This window comes from Candidatus Saccharimonadales bacterium, assembly GCA_035317825.1.
Lineage (GTDB): Bacteria > Patescibacteriota > Saccharimonadia > Saccharimonadales > Saccharimonadaceae > DATHGB01.
This window is the reverse complement of the sequence record DATHGB010000005.1, coordinates 1-17159: the sequence shown is the minus strand read 5'-3', so window position 1 is coordinate 17159 and position 17159 is coordinate 1. Positions and strand designations below refer to the sequence as shown.

At 46.6% G+C, this 17159-nt stretch carries 13 protein-coding genes, 1 tRNA gene and 1 pseudogene; 2 read left to right on the top strand and 13 right to left on the bottom strand.

Annotated elements, in window-relative coordinates; genetic code table 11:
- Positions 1-235: 235 nt before the first annotated feature.
- From rpoC to VK497_00355, 4 genes and pseudogenes are all read right to left on the bottom strand, one after another.
- A pseudogene (gene rpoC, locus VK497_00370) lies at positions 236-3715 on the bottom strand (DNA-directed RNA polymerase subunit beta').
- Between the two features lies 1 nt (position 3716).
- The gene (locus VK497_00365; GenBank protein ID HMI08838.1) at positions 3717-7073 is read right to left on the bottom strand and encodes a DNA-directed RNA polymerase subunit beta; all 3357 of its coding nucleotides are present in this window, start codon (positions 7071-7073) and stop codon (positions 3717-3719) included.
- A gap of 292 nt (positions 7074-7365) precedes the next feature.
- Complete coding sequence (locus tag VK497_00360) at positions 7366-7569, bottom strand: hypothetical protein (protein HMI08837.1); 204 nt, start codon at positions 7567-7569, stop codon at positions 7366-7368.
- 140 nt (positions 7570-7709) lie between these two features.
- The gene (locus VK497_00355; protein ID HMI08836.1) at positions 7710-7844 is read right to left on the bottom strand and encodes a hypothetical protein; all 135 of its coding nucleotides are present in this window, start codon (positions 7842-7844) and stop codon (positions 7710-7712) included.
- Between the two features lie 593 nt (positions 7845-8437).
- Between VK497_00355 and VK497_00350 the strand changes: the two genes are divergently transcribed.
- Positions 8438-8827 (top strand): hypothetical protein, encoded by a 390-nt coding sequence (locus VK497_00350; protein ID HMI08835.1) that lies wholly within the window; start codon positions 8438-8440, stop codon positions 8825-8827.
- A 4-nt stretch (positions 8828-8831) separates the two neighbouring features.
- Here VK497_00350 and VK497_00345 read toward each other — a convergent pair whose 3' ends face one another.
- From VK497_00345 to VK497_00320, 6 genes are all read right to left on the bottom strand, one after another.
- Positions 8832-9428, bottom strand: a complete 597-nt coding sequence (locus VK497_00345; GenBank protein ID HMI08834.1) for an ATP-dependent Clp protease proteolytic subunit — start codon at positions 9426-9428, stop codon at positions 8832-8834.
- 45 nt (positions 9429-9473) lie between these two features.
- The gene (cfa, locus tag VK497_00340) at positions 9474-10586 is read right to left on the bottom strand and encodes a cyclopropane fatty acyl phospholipid synthase (protein ID HMI08833.1); all 1113 of its coding nucleotides are present in this window, start codon (positions 10584-10586) and stop codon (positions 9474-9476) included.
- Positions 10587-10618: 32 nt separating this feature from the next.
- Positions 10619-11902: a trigger factor gene (gene tig / locus VK497_00335; GenBank protein HMI08832.1), complete on the bottom strand. Its 1284-nt coding sequence runs from the start codon at positions 11900-11902 to the stop codon at positions 10619-10621.
- A gap of 26 nt (positions 11903-11928) precedes the next feature.
- Entirely contained in the window at positions 11929-13326 is a 1398-nt protein-coding gene (hisS, locus tag VK497_00330; GenBank protein HMI08831.1) for a histidine--tRNA ligase, read from the bottom strand.
- Between the two features lie 155 nt (positions 13327-13481).
- Positions 13482-14042 carry a hypothetical protein gene (locus tag VK497_00325; GenBank protein HMI08830.1) on the bottom strand — a complete coding sequence of 187 codons (561 nt, stop codon included), beginning with the start codon at positions 14040-14042 and terminating at the stop codon, positions 13482-13484.
- Positions 14043-14097: 55 nt separating this feature from the next.
- Positions 14098-14706 carry a TrmH family RNA methyltransferase gene (locus VK497_00320; protein HMI08829.1) on the bottom strand — a complete coding sequence of 203 codons (609 nt, stop codon included), beginning with the start codon at positions 14704-14706 and terminating at the stop codon, positions 14098-14100.
- A 121-nt stretch (positions 14707-14827) separates the two neighbouring features.
- Here VK497_00320 and VK497_00315 point away from each other — a divergent pair, with 121 nt between their 5' ends.
- Entirely contained in the window at positions 14828-15364 is a 537-nt protein-coding gene (locus VK497_00315) for an ATP-binding protein (protein ID HMI08828.1), read from the top strand.
- 88 nt (positions 15365-15452) lie between these two features.
- Here the strand turns inward: VK497_00315 and VK497_00310 are convergent, their stop codons facing one another.
- From VK497_00310 to VK497_00300, 3 genes are all read right to left on the bottom strand, one after another.
- The gene (locus VK497_00310) at positions 15453-15899 is read right to left on the bottom strand and encodes a hypothetical protein (protein ID HMI08827.1); all 447 of its coding nucleotides are present in this window, start codon (positions 15897-15899) and stop codon (positions 15453-15455) included.
- Between the two features lie 155 nt (positions 15900-16054).
- Positions 16055-16140: transfer RNA gene (locus tag VK497_00305), tRNA-Leu, on the bottom strand.
- 41 nt (positions 16141-16181) lie between these two features.
- On the bottom strand, positions 16182-17159 hold a 978-nt coding region (locus tag VK497_00300; protein HMI08826.1), incomplete at its 5' end, for an FAD-linked oxidase C-terminal domain-containing protein.

Here is a 17159-nt window from a genome sequence, read left to right as displayed (position 1 = left end):
GACCATGCAAACGGTCTGCGCGGCCAGATACAGCAGCATTGATCAGCACACGGGTTGTGTCCTGGAATGACGCGGCAGACAGCCAGCTATCGCTCCAGATAGACACCTTGGTAATACCAAGGAGTAACTGGGTGTAGCTTACAAGTTCGCCACCAGTTTGTACTAGTTCGGCGTTTGCTTCGACAACGGCAGCCTTTGATACGATATCACCGGTTACAAAGCTACTGTCGCCTGGGTCTTCAACCTGAACACGGCTAAACATCTGGCGCACAATGATCTCAAGGTGCTTGTCGGCAACGTCTTGACCCTGTGCGGCGTAGATACGCAGAACTTCGTTAATGATGTAACGCTGAGTCGCTTCAGTACCCTTTAGGCGCATACGGTCGTGAAGGTTAAGTGATCCGATTGATAAACGGTCGCCCGCTTCAACCATGTCACCGCTTCGGACAACAAGTTGTGTCGCACCAGGAACTTCGTAACGAACAGGCGCGCTAGCGTTAGCCGCTAGTACTAGCGTGTCTTCGGCGATCTCTACAACACCGTCAAATGGCGCGGTAAGAGGTTTCGCTTCACCTTCGGCAGATGCAAGGATGTCGCCAGCCTTAACATTGCTTCCAGCCTTGATAGCAACCGTACGGCCCTCAAGCGCGATTCGCTCGACGTGACCAGCTGCTGGAGTAACCTGAACGATGTACTTTTTGCCATCTTCCCAGGTGTCAACAAGACCAGTTACTTCGGTAACGAATGCCTGACCCTTTGGTGTACGAGCTTCGAACAGCTCTTCAACACGAGGCAGACCCTGCGTGATGTCGCCACCAGCTACACCACCGGCGTGGAAGGTACGAAGCGTTAGCTGTGTACCAGGCTCACCGACAGACTGGGCTGCGATAACACCGACTGGCTGTGCGCGGGCAACAAGTGCGCCGGTTGCCATGTCGATACCGTAGCTCTTTTGTGGGATACCCCGGAGGTTCTTAGTCGAAAGAACGGATTGGATCTTAACGCTTTCAAGACTTTCGTCAGCTTCGATAGCGTCTGCGATCTCACGAGTAATGAGCTCGTCTTTACCAACGTGACCAGGGATTTCCTCAGCAGTGAATCGTCCGAATAGACGGTTACCGAAGTTGATCATGGTAAGTTCAGACTCATTGCGGAAGATGCTGAAGCCATCGTCATCACCTGCTTCGTCTTCGACGGTAAACACGTCTTGTGATACGTCTACAAGACGACGAGTTAGGTAACCCGAGTCAGCGGTCTTAAGCGCGGTGTCAATCAGACCCTTACGCGCACCACGGGTGGCGACGAATGATTCAAGTGAGCTTAGACCTTCACGGTAGCTAGAACGGATTGGCAGCTCAATTTCTTTGTTGCTGGCGTCCACCATGATACCAACCATGGCGCTTGCAAGCTTCACGTTTGAAATATCACCACGAGCACCAGAGTTGACCATGACGCTAATACTAGTGTCCATGTCCTTCAGCTTAGACTGAAGGAACTCTGTTACTTGGCGGTCAACCGCGCGCCATGCACCAACGGTAAGGTTGTAGCGTTCGTCTTCGGTAATCAGACCTTCATCGAACTGTTCAGAGATCAATGTTGTCTTGGCGTCACCTTCAGCAACGAATTCACTCACTTCATCAAAGTGGATGTAGTCGTCTTTACCAGTAGATACAGCGGCGATGGTTGCAAATCGGAAGGCAAGGCCTTTCATTCGGTCAGCAGTAGCGGCAGTAACTTCGGCACCGTACGAGTTAAAGATCTTTGCAAGGACTTTCTTTAACTGTTTCTTGTTCTGGATAGCGTTATCGTAAGGATAATCGGCTGGCAGGATCTCGTTAAAGAATACGCGGCCAAGTGTCGTGTTACGGATTTCACCCTTTGCAAGAACGCGGATTGGGCTTTGTAGCTGTAGCTTTTTGTTGTCATACGCCATTTCAGCTTCGTAAACAGAGCTGTAAGGTTTGACGTTATCAGTCTGGGCACTCGGTTTTTCGTATGTTAGGTAGTAGTTACCAAGCACAACGTCCTGACCGATGTTAAGCACTGGCGCGCCATCGGCTGGCTTCAACAGGTTGTTTGTCGCTGACATCAGTTCGCGAGCTTCACGCTGAGCGTCGTTTGAAAGTGGCAGGTGAACAGCCATCTGGTCACCATCGTAGTCGGCGTTAAATCCGTTCGCGACAAGTGGGTGCAGTTGAATCGCTTTACCTTCGACTAGCTTAGGCATAAATGCCTGGATAGATAGACGGTGAAGTGATGGTGCGCGGTTAAGAAGCACGTATTTGCCTTCGATAACCGCGTCAAGTGCGTCCCAGACTAGCGTATCGCCAGATTCGATCAAACGGGTAGCTGAACGGATGTTGTGGGCGTGTTCGCCGCGGATTAACCAGCTGATGACAAACGGTTTGAATAGTTCAAGCGCCATTTGCTTCGGAAGTCCACACTGGTTGATCTTTAGCTTTGGACCAACAACAATTACTGAACGTCCAGAGTAGTCTACGCGCTTACCAAGAAGGTTCTGGCGGAAACGACCCTGTTTACCCTTTAGCATGTCGCTAATTGACTTTAGACGGCGACGGCCACCTGTTGCGTTAACAGCACGGCCACCACGGGCTGCGCTGTTATCAACGAGGGCGTCGACAGCTTCTTGAAGCATACGCATTTCGTTGCGGCGGATAACTTCAGGAGCGTTTAGGTCAATCAGTTTTTTAAGACGGTTGTTACGGTTGATCACACGACGGTAAAGGTCGTTAAGATCAGATGTCGCAAAACGGCCACCTGTTAGCTGTACCATTGGACGTAGGTCCGGTGGAATAACAGGAAGAACAGTTAGCGTTAGGCTGCTTGGTTTGATACCAGCGGCAAGCATACCCTCAAGCACCTTAAGGCGCTTCAGGAGTTTCTTTTCGCGTTGGCCCTTAGCGCCTTCGACTTCTTCGGATAGCTTAGTGATAAGCGTTGGAAGGTCAATTTCGTCTAGAAGTGCTTTAAGTGCCGTACCGCCCATGCCAACTTCAGCTAGATCTTCGTATTCTTCAGGAAGGTTACGGAAATCAGTTTCGTTAACAAGCGCGCTCTTTACGAGCATTTCAAGCTGGGCTTTTTTAACGGTATATGTTTCTTCAAGCTCTTCGATTTCGCGTGATTGCTGTTCAGCTAGTTGCTTAACGTCAACGCCTTCGCCTTCTGCTTCGCGTTCGTAGCGAATTTTAATCGCGGCACGTCCAGCTTCGGTTTCAGCTTCTAGATCAGCAAGGTACTGGTCGCGTTTTTCTTCGTCGACCTTTAGAACGACGTAGGTTGCAAAGTAAGCAATACGTTCAAGGTTACGGACAGTCACGCCAAGTAATAGTGACATGGCTGACGGTGTACCGCGCATAAACCAGATGTGCGCAACAGGCGCAGCAAGGTTAATATGGCCCATTCGTTCACGACGAACGATTGATTTAGTGACCAGTTCACCGTTCTTGTCGACAGCCGCTTCACGAGAGCGGACTCCCTTTAGCTTGCTATCGTGCGGGTTGATGTCTTTTACTGGTCCGAAAATTCGTTCGCAGAACAAACCATCGCGTTCAGGTTTTTGCGTACGGTAGTTAATCGTCTCTGGTTTTGTGACTTCCCCGTAGCTCCACTTCAGCATATCTTCTGGACTGGCTACAGCAAGGCGGACAGCGTCAAAATCAGCAATTCCGTTGTTGGCGATAATGCGGCTCATATTACGCCTCCTCCTTAATTTCTTCTATTTCATCAATGTCTTGAATACTTATTCCATCTTCACCGTCAATGTCGCCAAGTTCATCAGCTTCATCTAGAACGGTTTCGACTTCAGTGTCATCAAGTGCAGGAACAGTCTTGTCGGCTGGACCAGCTGCGGCAATTACCTGTTCGGCATCAACAATAGCATCTTCGGAATCAACTAATAGGTCGACACGTAGGCCGAGTCCTTGAAGTTCCTTTACGAGCACGTTGAATGATTCTGGCAGTTTAGGACCAACAATCGCTTCGTTCTTGATGATTGATTCGTATGCTTTTGCACGACCATAGACATCGTCTGATTTGATCGTAAGCATTTCCTGAAGGGTCGTAGCAGCACCATACGCCTCAAGTGCCCATACTTCCATCTCTCCGAATCGCTGACCACCGTTTTGCGCTTTACCACCAAGCGGCTGCTGGGTAACCATAGTGTATGGACCAGTTGAACGAGCGTGAATCTTGTCACTTACCATGTGGTGAAGCTTAATAATGTGCATCACACCGACAGTTGTCCGTTCTTCGAATGCATCACCAGTACGACCGTCGAATAGTTGTGATTTACCGTCACGGGCAAAACCAGCTTTTTCAAGTTCGTCGCTAATGATATCGTTTGGAACACCGTTAAATGGTGGGGTTGCAACTTTGTACCCAAGAGCACGTGCGGCCATACCAAGGTGCGTTTCAAATAGCTGACCAATGTTCATACGAGAAGGCACGCCTAGCGGGTTAAGTACTACGTCAACTGGGGTACCGTCTTCCATGAATGGCATGTCCTCTACAGGGAGAATCCTAGCAACAACGCCCTTGTTACCGTGGCGACCAGCAAGCTTGTCACCAACGCTAATTTTGCGAAGTTGCGCAACGAAGATCTGAATCTGCATGAGCACACCAGCTTTAAGCTCGTGACCGTTTTCACGGCTAAAGATCTTGATTCCGACGACTTTACCACCACCGGCGTTGTTCATACGCTGTGAAGTATCTCGGACATCCTTGGCTTTTTCACCGAAGATCGCACGAAGAAGTCGTTCTTCTGAACTTAGTTCTTGTTCACCCTTTGGCGTAATCTTACCGACAAGTACGTCGCCGGCTTTTACTTCAGAACCGATCTGAACGACACCAGTTTCGTCTAGGTGACGAAGTGATTCTTCAGATACGTTTGGAATATCGCGGGTAACGATTTCTGGACCTAGTTTGGTTTCACGGACTTCTACGGTGTAGTCCTTGATGTTGATGCTTGTTAGAGCGTCTTCCTGAACGATACGGTCGCTTAGGACGATCGCGTCGTCCATGTTGTAACCACCCCAAGGCATAAATGCCACAGTAAGGTCACGACCAAGTGCTAGCTCGCCATCAGCGATTGAAGCACCTTCGATTAGTACGTCGCCGGCTACAACCTTGTCGCCGCGGTTAACGCGGGTTTTCTGGTTGATTGAACGGTCGTCGTTTGACTTAGCAAAGTGAGTAAGTTCGTACACTTTAGTTCCGTCTTTGTACTTAACGTGGATTTCGTCACCATCAGCACGGACAACTTCACCATCACCCTCAGCGGTAACTAGCTGACTCGTATTTTTAGCAAGTTCGCCTTCAATACCAGTACCAACGATTGGAGCCTGTGGCGTCAAAAGCGGGACAGCTTGCTTCTGCATGTTTGAACCAGTAAGTGAACGGTCAACACGGTTTTTCTCGATAAATGGCACGAGTGATGCAGTTGAACCGAGGATCTGCTTGTAGGCAGCATCCATGTAGGTTACTTCAGATACGTCAACTTGTTCTGGGTTCAGGTTGTTACGAGCACTCACGCGTTCAGCGGCGAATGTACCGTCATCGTTTATCTTGGCACCAGCGTCAGCAATAACTTCGGTGAGTTCTTGTGAAGCGTCTAGGTAGACAAGCTCTTCGGTAACTTTGCCTTTAACTACCTTAAGGTAAGGGGTTTCAATAAAACCATATTCGTTAACACGTGCATAGGTCGCTAAGTTCAGCACCAAACCAATGTTTGCACCTTCTGGAGTTTCTACAGAACATAGGCGTCCGTAGTGAGTTGGGTGCGCGTCACGCACGTCAAATCCAGCACGTTCGCGTGAAAGACCGCCAGGGCCCATTGAGCTTAGGCGGCGTTTGTGTGAAAGCTCGGCAAGCGGGTTAACTTCGTCCATCAGCTGTGAAAGCTGTGAACTGGCAAAGAACTCACGAACGGCAGCAACGACAGGACGAGCGTTAATTAGCTGGCCTGGAGTAACTGTTTCGATGTCAGACATAGACATACGGTCCATGGCGTTACGTTGCATACGCAGCATACCAACGCGGAACTGACGAGCAACAAGCTCACCAACTAGTTTCACGCGGCGGTTAGATAGTGCGTCGATGTCGTCGGCAGGTTCCTGAGAGTTATTAAGGCGAATAATCTCCTTAATAATGGCAATAAGGTCGCTCATTTGGAAAACACGGTTTTCAGTCGTGTTTAGAACATCAACACCTAAACGGCGGTTTAGTTTGTAACGACCAACGCGACTGTAGTCAAAGCGTTTGAAGTCAAAGAACATACGTTCGATCATGCTACGTGCGTTGTCGACCGTGGCAAGGTCGCCCGGACGTAGACGTCGGTATACTTCGATTAGTGCTTCGTTTGCACCCTTTGAAGGGTCTTTTTCAAGCGTTGCATCGATGTATTTTACTTCACCGGTGTCAACATCGGCAAAAAGGCTTTTGATTTCAGATGTTTTGCTGTGGCCTAGGGCACGCAAAAGTGTAGTAACAGGAAGTTTACGGCGGCGGTCGATCTTAACATAAATAGTACCGTTAGCAGCGGTTTCAAATTCCAACCATGCACCACGGCCAGGAATTAGTTTAGCACCGTAGTTATTACGGCCCACACCGCTATCGGCAGTAAAGAATACACCTGCACTACGGATAAGCTGAGAAACAACGACACGTTCGGTACCGTTAATCACAAACGTACCGCGGTCGGTCATCCATGGGTAGTCACCAAGATAAATCTCTTGTTCTTTAACTTCACCAGTAACTTTGTTGGTAAGTTCTACGTTGGCATGCAAAGGAGCGTCAAAGGTTAAGTTATTTTCCTTTGCGTCTTGCTCGCTAGTTTTTGGATCTTGGAACGCATATTCCTTGAATCGTAATTCTAGTTTTTGTCCTGTGTAATCCTCGATAGGATTAAGTTCTGAAAATATTTCGCTCAGACCAGTCTCGACGAATTCACGCCAAGAATCTTTTTGGTGAGCGATGAGATTTGGTAGCGGTAAAGCTGTGTCGCCTTTAGTAAAAAAGACACGCTTTGCTGCGCTCTGCTTGGTTTTTGCCACGCGTTATACTCCTCGCAAATAAATTGTATTAGTGATTAGGTTTGTAGAATCGGCGCCGAAGATTCCCTTAACTGTGGTGATTTCACGTCCATTGCCGCCGGACGTTAGTGCACACGTAACCACAGCTACACTACTTCTTGATACTTATTGTGAAGCCTGCTTGACAATAAGTCAAGGCTTTAAACGGAGGAAATTTATGGATTAAAAAATAAAAATGGAGCAAGTTCCTGATGGTCGGAGCTAACTGCTCTCACGACCATCAGAAACCGCTCATGCGGAGGAAGGTTGCGCTTCAGAGCTTGCTGACTTTGGCATCAGCCCTGTCTTTGCACCAGACCTCCATGCCCAATCCGACCCCGAAGGTCAGAAGAGCGCCGCCGACGACAGCTGCTGCGATGTGCGCCGCTCCTAGCCAGCCCTCGTAAAGGCAGAGGCCGAGAGGCGCCAGACCGGCGACACCGGCCAGGATGTCCTGGACATACTTTCCACGTTTCATTTTGCCCACTCCCCGTGTTGGCGTATGTTAGAATTTATTATATCATAAATTACCTAAAATTAACAGCAACCCGCACCATCACAATAAGCATGTGATAGTGCGGGTATTCCGTAAGTCACAACAAAAAGAGAGCCGGAGCTCTATCTGTTTTGTTGTCGACGTGCTCGCTCGGCATCAGTCTTAGCTTGTTGATTGAGGCGCTTGTTTTTTTCAATCTGCTCAAGAACTGCCGCACGCCGTCTGGCTCTTTCATCTTCGGCCTGGTCGGCCATCATTCTCACTCCCTGCAAAAGTTGGTAATTTGAATGATTTTGCTGACTTACCGACCAATTTAAACATGCCGCTTATGGCTGTTCAAGCGTGGAATATACAACAAACAAGACTAATTCATGTTATATCCCGATTATAAATTTGCGACTACTTTGAGCTTTTGTAAAAGTATCCGAACATGAGACGACCTCCGCAGGGTTAACCACGGAGGTCTATCGCTCAGGACAAACATAGAGAGGGTCGCCCTCATAGGCTTATCGACTAAACGAACCTATTTGAGCGTCGTGACCGACGCACTTAGCGGCGCAGAGCCCGGATGCCCTGGATACTACCCTCCACGCAAGCCACTGCTATTACACACGCAGCGACTGCGACACGCAGCCACCCGAACGGTCCAGCGTTGACGGTGGGCCCTTTGTCGGGCTTATCCGCACCAGTCGAACAGCAGAGGGGATCGTCTTCCACCCAATTACGCATAGCCATATCACTCACCTCCTTTCAGAGGTCTAGGTGTATATGTATTATAACAGTTATTTTTAAAACATGCCAATCGCACGCTATTGTGTGTTTTGTCAAAATATTATATATTAGATAAATCTTGAATAAGTTACCCAAAAAATCTATCGAAACACTCAGAACAACCCCAATAGGAGTTGCACTAAGCCTTGTGTCTACGGTCGCACTAGCGGGTAAAGCTTTCGAGTTATATACAACGCGAGAATCAAAAAATGCCGCTACTATTCCGCTATACATGGCAGGACTAGCACTTGGTGGCGTACTTATTAAAGAGCAGTTGGGTCATCGCAAGAAATTAGAGACTGCCCTAGTAGAGGGTGATGCAGACAATCTATTTCCACGATCAACTAAGGCATGGTGCACTCGGCAGAATGCGATTGGAGCAGCGCGCAATGCCGGAATTCTCGATGAATATGAAGAGATGTATGAAAGCAACCCAGACCGTAAGTTTAAATGGTTACCTCATTTTTAGGTAGTTAAGCCTTTTCGATTACTTCGTCGATAAGACCGTACTTGACGGCTTCTTCGGCACTCATCCAAAAGTCACGATCAACGTCTTTTTCGATTTTAGATAATTTCTGACCGGTGTTTTTAGCAAGGATTTCATTTAAGCGGTGCTTGAGGAACAATCCTTCACGCAGGGTGATCTCTTGGTCGGTAATCTTACCTTGAGTGCCACTGCTCGGTTGGTGGATCATAATACGGCTATTTGGAAGTGCGACACGCTTGCCTTTTGTTCCACTACTGAGCAGGAATGCGCCCATACTGGCTTGTAGTCCAATACCAATTGTTTGTACATCAGGTGCAATAAACTGAATAGTATCAAAGATCGCTAGGCCGTCGTATACGCTACCCCCTGGGCTGTTGATATATAGTTTGATGTCTTTTTTAGGGTCATCATACGCAAGGTGTAAAAGTTGGGCTACAACGATGTTAGCCGTATGTTCATTTACTTCCTCGCCGAGGAAAATAATACGTTCGCTTAACAGGCGAGAATAGATATCAAAGGCACGCTCACCCTCGTGTGTTTTTTCGATAACTGTTGGTACGAGATAATTGCTTGGCTTATTCATATACTCTATTTTACGCCGTCAATTAGCACTCGTCAACCCAGAGTGCTAACGAATGCTTTCGTAGGTATCACTACGTCCTCTAGGACGCATGACGATTTGCCAGAGCTGTGCGTGACGGGCGCGAAATAGGCCAGCACATACCAACAGATAGTATGTCCACATACGGTAAAATCGTTCGTCATATTCGCCTTTAATCTCTTTATAGTGCTTTACAAAATTAGCATGCCAGGCCATTAATGTTTTGTCATAATCCGGGCCAAAGTTATGTATATCTTCAATGATAAATTGCTTTTGCGTCACCTTGGTTAATTCGGCAAGCGAGGGCAAATGCCCACCTGGAAAAATATATTTATCAATCCAGGGGTCATTAGCCCTGGTAGTATGATTAGCCCCGATTGTGTGATGCAACATCAAACCGTCAGGTTTTAATAATTTTAGACACTGGTTAAAGAACGTCGGATAGTTTTTATTTCCGACATGTTCCAGCATGCCGATAGATACAATTCGGTCGTATTTGCCTTTCACATCGCGGTAATCAAGTTGCTTGATCGTCACCGATAGACCCTTTGTGCGTTTACGGGCAAGTTTGACTTGTTCGGCGGCCGGACTAACGCCCGTAACAACTGCACCGTATTTTTCAGCTGCAAACTTGGAAAAACCTCCCCAGCCACAACCAATATCGAGCACTTTCATGCCTTTTTTCAGATGAAGTTTGCGACAGATCAAATCGAGTTTTGCCTCTTGGGCTTGGTCCAGATTTTTAGCATTTCGCCAGTAGCCGCAGCTATAGACCATGCGCTTATCTAGCATCCGCTCATAAAGATCATTGCCGATATTGTAGTGATGAGAAGCGTTCTTCTTAGCACCCGTAATAGTTTGGCGATTAGTAATAGACGACAGAACAAACGTCCAAGCCATTTCAGGACTAATCCGAACTTTGCGGCGAAGATTAGCGCTCAGGACTTTTGCGATCAGTTCGTCAAGCGCCTTTGATGACCACCAGCGATCCATGTACGACTCACCTAGACCAAGTTCGCGGTGGCGAAGGACACGTCCATAGAATCTATCATCAAGAACCTGCAGATCTGACGGTCTAGATCCGTTTATTTTCACATCTGCCTCGGCAAGGAGCTGCCGAATCGTCTGCTCTGCGCTCATATTTCTATGATACCACGCAAGCAAAAAAACTATTAGCTGTTGAGTTCTATGAGACGATCAACTGTTTTTTCGGTCAGTAGACGGTTAGCAATATCACGACGAGCTTCTGGCTGATCGAATTGCGCGACCATTTGCGGGTTATTGGCGTACTGTTTTTTATATAGTTCGACATGTTCGTCGAGTTCTTTATTCGTTGCTTCAATCTTTTCAGCTTTACTAAGTTCAGCAAGCACAAGTCCGGCTTTAACGCGTGCGATTGCTGCGTCTTTAACTTCAGTTTCTTGCCATTCTTCTTTTGATCCGAAGCCCTTGTTCTCAAGATACTGTTCAAGCGTTAAGCCTTGGTACATCAAGTTCTGCGTCATGTCGCGTTCGATTGATTCGGCTTGATCCTTAACTAGGACATCTGGAGTCGGAGCATTGCTTACTTCAACGAGTTCTTTAACAAGTTCGTCTTTAAGTTTTTCGACGGCTTCACGGTCTTTTTGTGCAGCTAGTTCGTTTTTGATGTCATCTTTCATCTCTTTAATAGAAGTGAAAGGACCAGCTTTGGCTGCGAATTCATCAGTAAGTTCAGGTAGGACGATTTCCCTAAGAGCTGTCAGAGTCGTTTCAAAAACAACTTTAGCGCCTTTTAGGTCAGCCGCGTGATAATCATCGGGAAACGTAAGTTCAAGATCAAATGTTTCGTCCGATTTTTTACCAATAATACCTTCTTCGAACCCTGGAATAAATGAGTTACTTCCAAGAGTCAAAGGATAGTCGTTACCTGTACCGCCTTCAAACGCAACGCCATCTTTTTTACCAATGAAGTTGATTGTTGCTTCGTCGCCATTTTTAGCAGCGCGCTTCACATCTTTTTTCTCGGCCATGCCAATACGCATACGTTCAACGACTTCGTCAACATCGGCTGCAACAACTTTAGCGGCTGTTTTTTTAGCTTTCAGTTTTTTATAGTCACCTAGCGTTATTTTTGGTAAGATTTCAGCTTCGGCTGTGAATTCTACTTCGCTACCGGGAACGAATTTCTTAACATCGACAGCGGGGCGGTCAAGTACTTGTAGATTCTCGGCCGTAAAGGCTTCGGCTACAGACTTTGAAAGCGCATCTTCAAGGGTTTGTTGCGAAAGCAAATTAGGATCAACATGCTTTGCAGCCACACTAGCTGGCACGTTACCCTTACGAAAGCCCGGGACTTTCACGGATTTTGATAGTTTTGTAAGCGCCACTTGTTCGGCGTCTTTAAGTTCTTTAGCGTCAAGCGAGATAGTTAGCTCAACCTTTGTGTCGGATAGGTGTTTTACGGTAGTCTTCATACTCGGACTACTATAACAGATGTAGACTACTCGAACAAATCGTCTAAATCGTCGTCATGCTTGCGGCGGCGATCTTTGACACTACTGACAATACGTTCGAAGCTCAGTTTTTGCTCTTCACTTGAAGCGGTGTCCTTGAATGGATAGATCTCGCTTTGCAGCTCGTCATCACCAACAAAAATAATGAATGGAATGTGTTTTTTCACCGCTGTCTTAAGCTGCTTGTCGAGTTTACGACCAGTGATATCAAGTTCGGTATTCACGCCTTCTTCACGTAGATCGCTCGCTAATTTCATAGCACCTTTTAGAGCGTCGCCAAGTACAACAATATAAACCTCGGTCGTAGAAGGAAGGTCGGGCAGGAGTTTGTGCGTCTGTAAAAATAATTCGGTCATCGTAAGGCCGGGTGCCATACCAACTGCCGAAATAGGTTCGGCGCCAAACAAACCGACAAGTCCGTCGTAGCGGCCACCGCCATACATCGCACGGTTATTGTCCGGGTGCGTGTCGAAAAATTCAAATACAGTACCCGTATAGTAGTCGAGGCCTCGCATTAGGGTAATGTCAAAAATAGCATTTTTAACACCGGCACGTTCTAACAGCGTAAATAGTTCTTGGACTTCCTTTACAGCTCCGCTTTCACGAATATCCTCAGGTAATTCGCCCATGCTTTTAGCGGACAGAAGTGCGGAAATCTTTTTTAGACCTTCCGGGGCGGCTTGTTCGCCAAAAATCTCGATTGCCTGATCACGAAAGTCCTCAGCTGCAATCTTATTCTTGCGGTCAAATAGCTTGATCATTAACTGCGCCTGAATAGTATCAAGGCCAAGATACTGTGCCATCATATAATTAATAACTTTTCGGTTATTAATTTTGATGATGAACATCTCGTCAGTCGCGCCAAGGTTTTTAAGCAGCGTATAGCCTATGCCGATTACTTCAGATTCCGGCAGAGCGCCTTCCACGCCAAAAATATCGACATTCATCTGCCAGAATTCGCGTTCACGACCGCGCTGAGGGCGTTCGTAGCGCATGTAGTTGCTAATGTTATATAAACGGGCTGGGTATGCCATTTCCTGGCGTCTAGCAGCTACCATGCGGCTGACGCTCGGCGTTAGTTCGGGACGGATGGCTACAACGCGGCCACCGCGGTCGGTAAACGTGTAGGTTTGCTCGCTAACGAGTTCTTGACCGGATTTAGCGGCATAAAGTTCAAGCGGCTCTAAAAGAGGTGTGCCGTATTCTTCGTATCCAAACGATTTAACGGTTCGACGCCACTGCGCAAAAATATAGTTTCGAACACGCATATCTTCGGGGTAAGAATCACGCGTACCTTTGTAGGGTTGCGAAGACAAACTACTCATAGGGGTTATTGTTGCATTTTTATCCGGTAAACGCAAGCGTGAGCTTTTAGATCTGGACATAGTAATTCTCCTAAAATAAATAATAAATGGATCAAAAAACGCCGAAAACGTGAATCGGCGTTATTTTTTAGTAAAAAGAAATCTATCCGACACGTTCCGGCAGCAGATGCGAGTGATGGATAGATTGATAAATCATAGGGTAATTATACCATGAACTAGCTTACTTCATTTAATGGCCGTCCGCGTATTTTATATTGCGGAATATCAAGCGTAACGAGATGAGGGCTTCCGACATAAAAACGCTCACGCGTTGAAGGATCTTTAGCTTTTTCATTGAACGCGCGTCTTCGCTCGAGAATATCTTCCTTTAAACTTTGGCTGCTAAAATCAACATACAAAAGACCGGTATCACTAACGCCCTCTAGGGAAGCGATGCCATTCATCCTGCCGACGATATTCGTCAATCTATCCGGCTGCATCGGTTCGATAAAAAGTCTGCCACCCCCGTCTTTACGCGGTATGAATCGGGTATTCCCACTTAGAAATATAGAGTTGTGCGCAACCATAGCCAAGGCTTTTTCTATATGCGCAAGCCTTTCCCTGAAGACGTGCGTATGGGCTTCAGTGGTATTCACGATATGCCGTGCACCTGTAAAGATATGCAATTTTTGCTCATCATCATTTATAAATTCATGGAGCGCAGACTCAACGGGATCACTCGGTGTTAGTTCGATATGAATCCTTGTTACGTGTCTAGTTTCTGAACTATTTTCCATACTCTCATTATGACAGTCCGACAAGATTGACACAATATATAGCGTGTGAATTTATCTAATCAACGCTAAAAATATGCTGCTGCAGCCATGCGTACATAACGATACCAGCCGCCACGCCAACATTGACAGATCGTGTACTCCCTAATTGCTCGATCATCACCATTTTTTCAGAAGCATCACGCATTTCTTGGCTTAACCCTGGTCCCTCACCTCCAAATACGAGCACCGCTTTTTTAGGTAGCATTGTTTCAGAAAGAGGCTCGGCGCCAGGTAGATTATCTACGGCTATGATATGACGGCCATCTACAGCCTTCACGAAATCTTCGACCGTTTGGTGCTGAATAATATCAAGATAACGATCGGTTACCATCGCTCCTCGACGATTCCAGTGACGGCGACCAATAATATGTACGGCCGCTACATTAAAGGCATTGGCATTTCGTACAATCGTACCAATATTAAGGTCATGCTGCCAATTCTCGATCGCAATATGAAGATCGACTCGAGTTTTGTCGAGGTCGGCTTTAATGGCATTTACCGTCCAGTAGCGATATTTATCTTCAACGTTCCGACGGTCGCCATTTTCTAGTAGTACAACATCGTATTGGAATCCTACGGGCCATGGCTTTTCATATGGTCCAACACCTACGGATAATTCATTCATATCCCTATTGTAGCGAAAGGAGATAAATAATTGCTAAAACCATTCATGCACGTGATATAATTTCTGATATGCTTAAGCTTATTTATACGAATATAGTTAATGCGACCCCTGTTAAAGAATCATGAAACGTACCCTATATCTTATGTTGGGATATCCTGGCTCTGGAAAAAGTCATTTCTCAAAAAGATTTGCAACACAAATTAAAGCTCTCCGCTTAAATAGTGACCACCTAAGACGACATTTATTTGATAAGCCTGAAGAACATCACGGCTCGACTGATCATCTGCTCGTATTTGGCGCACTTGCGTATGCTGCACACGAAGCCTTAAGTGCGGGTCATTCCGTTGTGTGTGATGCAAACTACAATTTCGTCAAAGACCGGGCAAGATACGCTGCGATCGCTCATAAGCTTGGTGCAGACGTTGCTGTGATCTGGATAAAAACCCCGATAGATATAGCCGTTGAACGCGGAGAAAATCGAGAAATTACCAATGATCAGATGCGGTTTGCCCCCGAACATGTACTGCGGGTAGCGAGTGAAATTGAAGCACCCTCCATGCCTGATGAGTATTATGTCGAAATTGACGGCACATTAGAGTTCGAGGATCAGTTCGCCCAGTTCAAAAAACAAATCCGTAGCCTGCATCAATCCAAATAGGGTCTGTACGCTTATTACTAATCTAAACTTTAAAACGCTATCCGTTCGAATAGCGTTTTAAGTTTTAATAGTTACGAGACTTTTTTATTTAACCGCAGTGTTTACCCTCAATTCTAGCTGTTCCGTAGTTAGAATTAACACCAGCGTAGAATCTGGCTTGGGCGGTTATGCAGCGCCCGACTGAATTGTAACTATAGACAGGACCTGCATAACTTACCCAGTTCCACCCAGATTCCCAGTCATTCCAAGAACTGTCATTTGTTCTGCTGATATACACCTCACGGTGTACACCATATCCACAGGTCCAGTCGTAGCATCTTGCCACCGCACAGTTATTCTTTTTTGTATTTGACCAGTATATCTCGAGAGTTCCACCCTTTGCATTCCCTGCAGCCATATTGTAAGATCCAACCTTGGTATAACTCGAACCACAAGGACCAACAGCTGCTGCTGGCTGAGCAGTAGAGACAACCGTACTGACCGCCATTGCGAATGCCGCAAAACCTAACATTAACCCTTTGATATTCATTTTCATATTAGTTCCCACCCTATTACGTTTAATATTTGCATATCCATTTTAAAGAATTCTGTAAATATGAGCAATTTGCCAACAGGGGTGGTGTTGTAAATATCAGTATAGTATCTAAAGTATAGTAAAGTAAAAATCGGCATAAAAGCCGATTTTTACTCTGGTACGCGAGAGAAGACTCGAACTTCCACATCCCGAAGGACACTAGCACCTGAAGCTAGCGCGTCTACCATTCCGCCACTCGCGCGCTTTAGCTATGATAGTCGCTTAAAGTGACATTTTCAAGGCTTAGCTATAGGGAACATAGCTAGCGAATTGCGCCGTGTCATAATCTGTCCGAAGCTGAGAAACTAGCTGCCTGATCTCGGCGGTTTGTTTTACCCCGGGGTTAAGGATAGCAAACGGATCAAAAATCGCTTTTACAGCCGTGAAAAACTCGAGTATATCGTCGTCGAGTGGAGCATAGGCAAAGCGTGCTTTTACTCGGCCCTCGCCCCCTTCTCCGATCAGATGGCCTCCACAACTTTCAACAATCTTCGCGTATTCATCAAGAAGCTTGAATACTTTTTGCTTGTCACCTACTTTGTGAAACTGCAATTGAGGGCGCGTAGAGTAGACGCTTTCTAGAATTCGGCCGTGAAGAGGCAAAGTAACGTGATGCTTTGCCGCCAGCGTAGCAACCGCCGATGAGAAATCATCAAAACGTTCGGATGGAATATATGCACCGTCAAAAAGTGGAGGTGCCGAGAGATCTTTGCCTGCAGGCCGTAAGGAGTATGCGGTTACTTCACGGATTGCCAAAATTTCTTGGGCATCTTCCCCGTTAGCGCTTACTAGTGTCACTTCAACATTTTGTAATGTTTTGGCAACCTTTTTAAGCTTGCGGCTTCGGGCTCGCTCATTAAAGTCATCGAACCCTATCATAATGACCGTGCTTACGCTGCCGCTAGCACAAGCGGTTTTGTAAAAATCGTATACTTTCCCTTCGCTTGCCGCTGCTTCAAATAATGCACCGTCGTAATATTCCAAAAAAGCTGGTTCGAGTTTACGTAGGTTATCCAGCGCATCCCTAGCAGTTTCACTACTGCTAAACGCCACGGCGGCCACGGCCATATGTGCGCTAACGAATTCGTTCTTCATAATCATTTCTGAAATAATTCCAAGCGTTCCTTGGCTTCCTACGATAAGCGGAGTTAGGTCGAACGATCCATCTTTTCGTTTGACCCTTGTGATCGGACTATAGCCGACATTGTCGCGGATATCGCT

Coding starts and splice junctions, on each gene's coding strand:
- VK497_00360 (HMI08837.1), bottom strand. CDS start 7,569: ATGAAACGTGGAAAGTATGTCCAGGACATCCTGGCCGGTGTCGCCGGT.
- VK497_00355 (HMI08836.1), bottom strand. CDS start 7,844: ATGATGGCCGACCAGGCCGAAGATGAAAGAGCCAGACGGCGTGCGGCA.
- VK497_00345 (HMI08834.1), bottom strand. CDS start 9,428: ATGAATAAGCCAAGCAATTATCTCGTACCAACAGTTATCGAAAAAACA.
- cfa (HMI08833.1), bottom strand. CDS start 10,586: ATGAGCGCAGAGCAGACGATTCGGCAGCTCCTTGCCGAGGCAGATGTG.
- tig (HMI08832.1), bottom strand. CDS start 11,902: ATGAAGACTACCGTAAAACACCTATCCGACACAAAGGTTGAGCTAACT.
- hisS (HMI08831.1), bottom strand. CDS start 13,326: ATGTCCAGATCTAAAAGCTCACGCTTGCGTTTACCGGATAAAAATGCA.
- VK497_00325 (HMI08830.1), bottom strand. CDS start 14,042: ATGGAAAATAGTTCAGAAACTAGACACGTAACAAGGATTCATATCGAA.
- VK497_00320 (HMI08829.1), bottom strand. CDS start 14,706: ATGAATGAATTATCCGTAGGTGTTGGACCATATGAAAAGCCATGGCCC.
- VK497_00315 (HMI08828.1), top strand. CDS start 14,828: ATGAAACGTACCCTATATCTTATGTTGGGATATCCTGGCTCTGGAAAA.
- VK497_00310 (HMI08827.1), bottom strand. CDS start 15,899: ATGAAAATGAATATCAAAGGGTTAATGTTAGGTTTTGCGGCATTCGCA.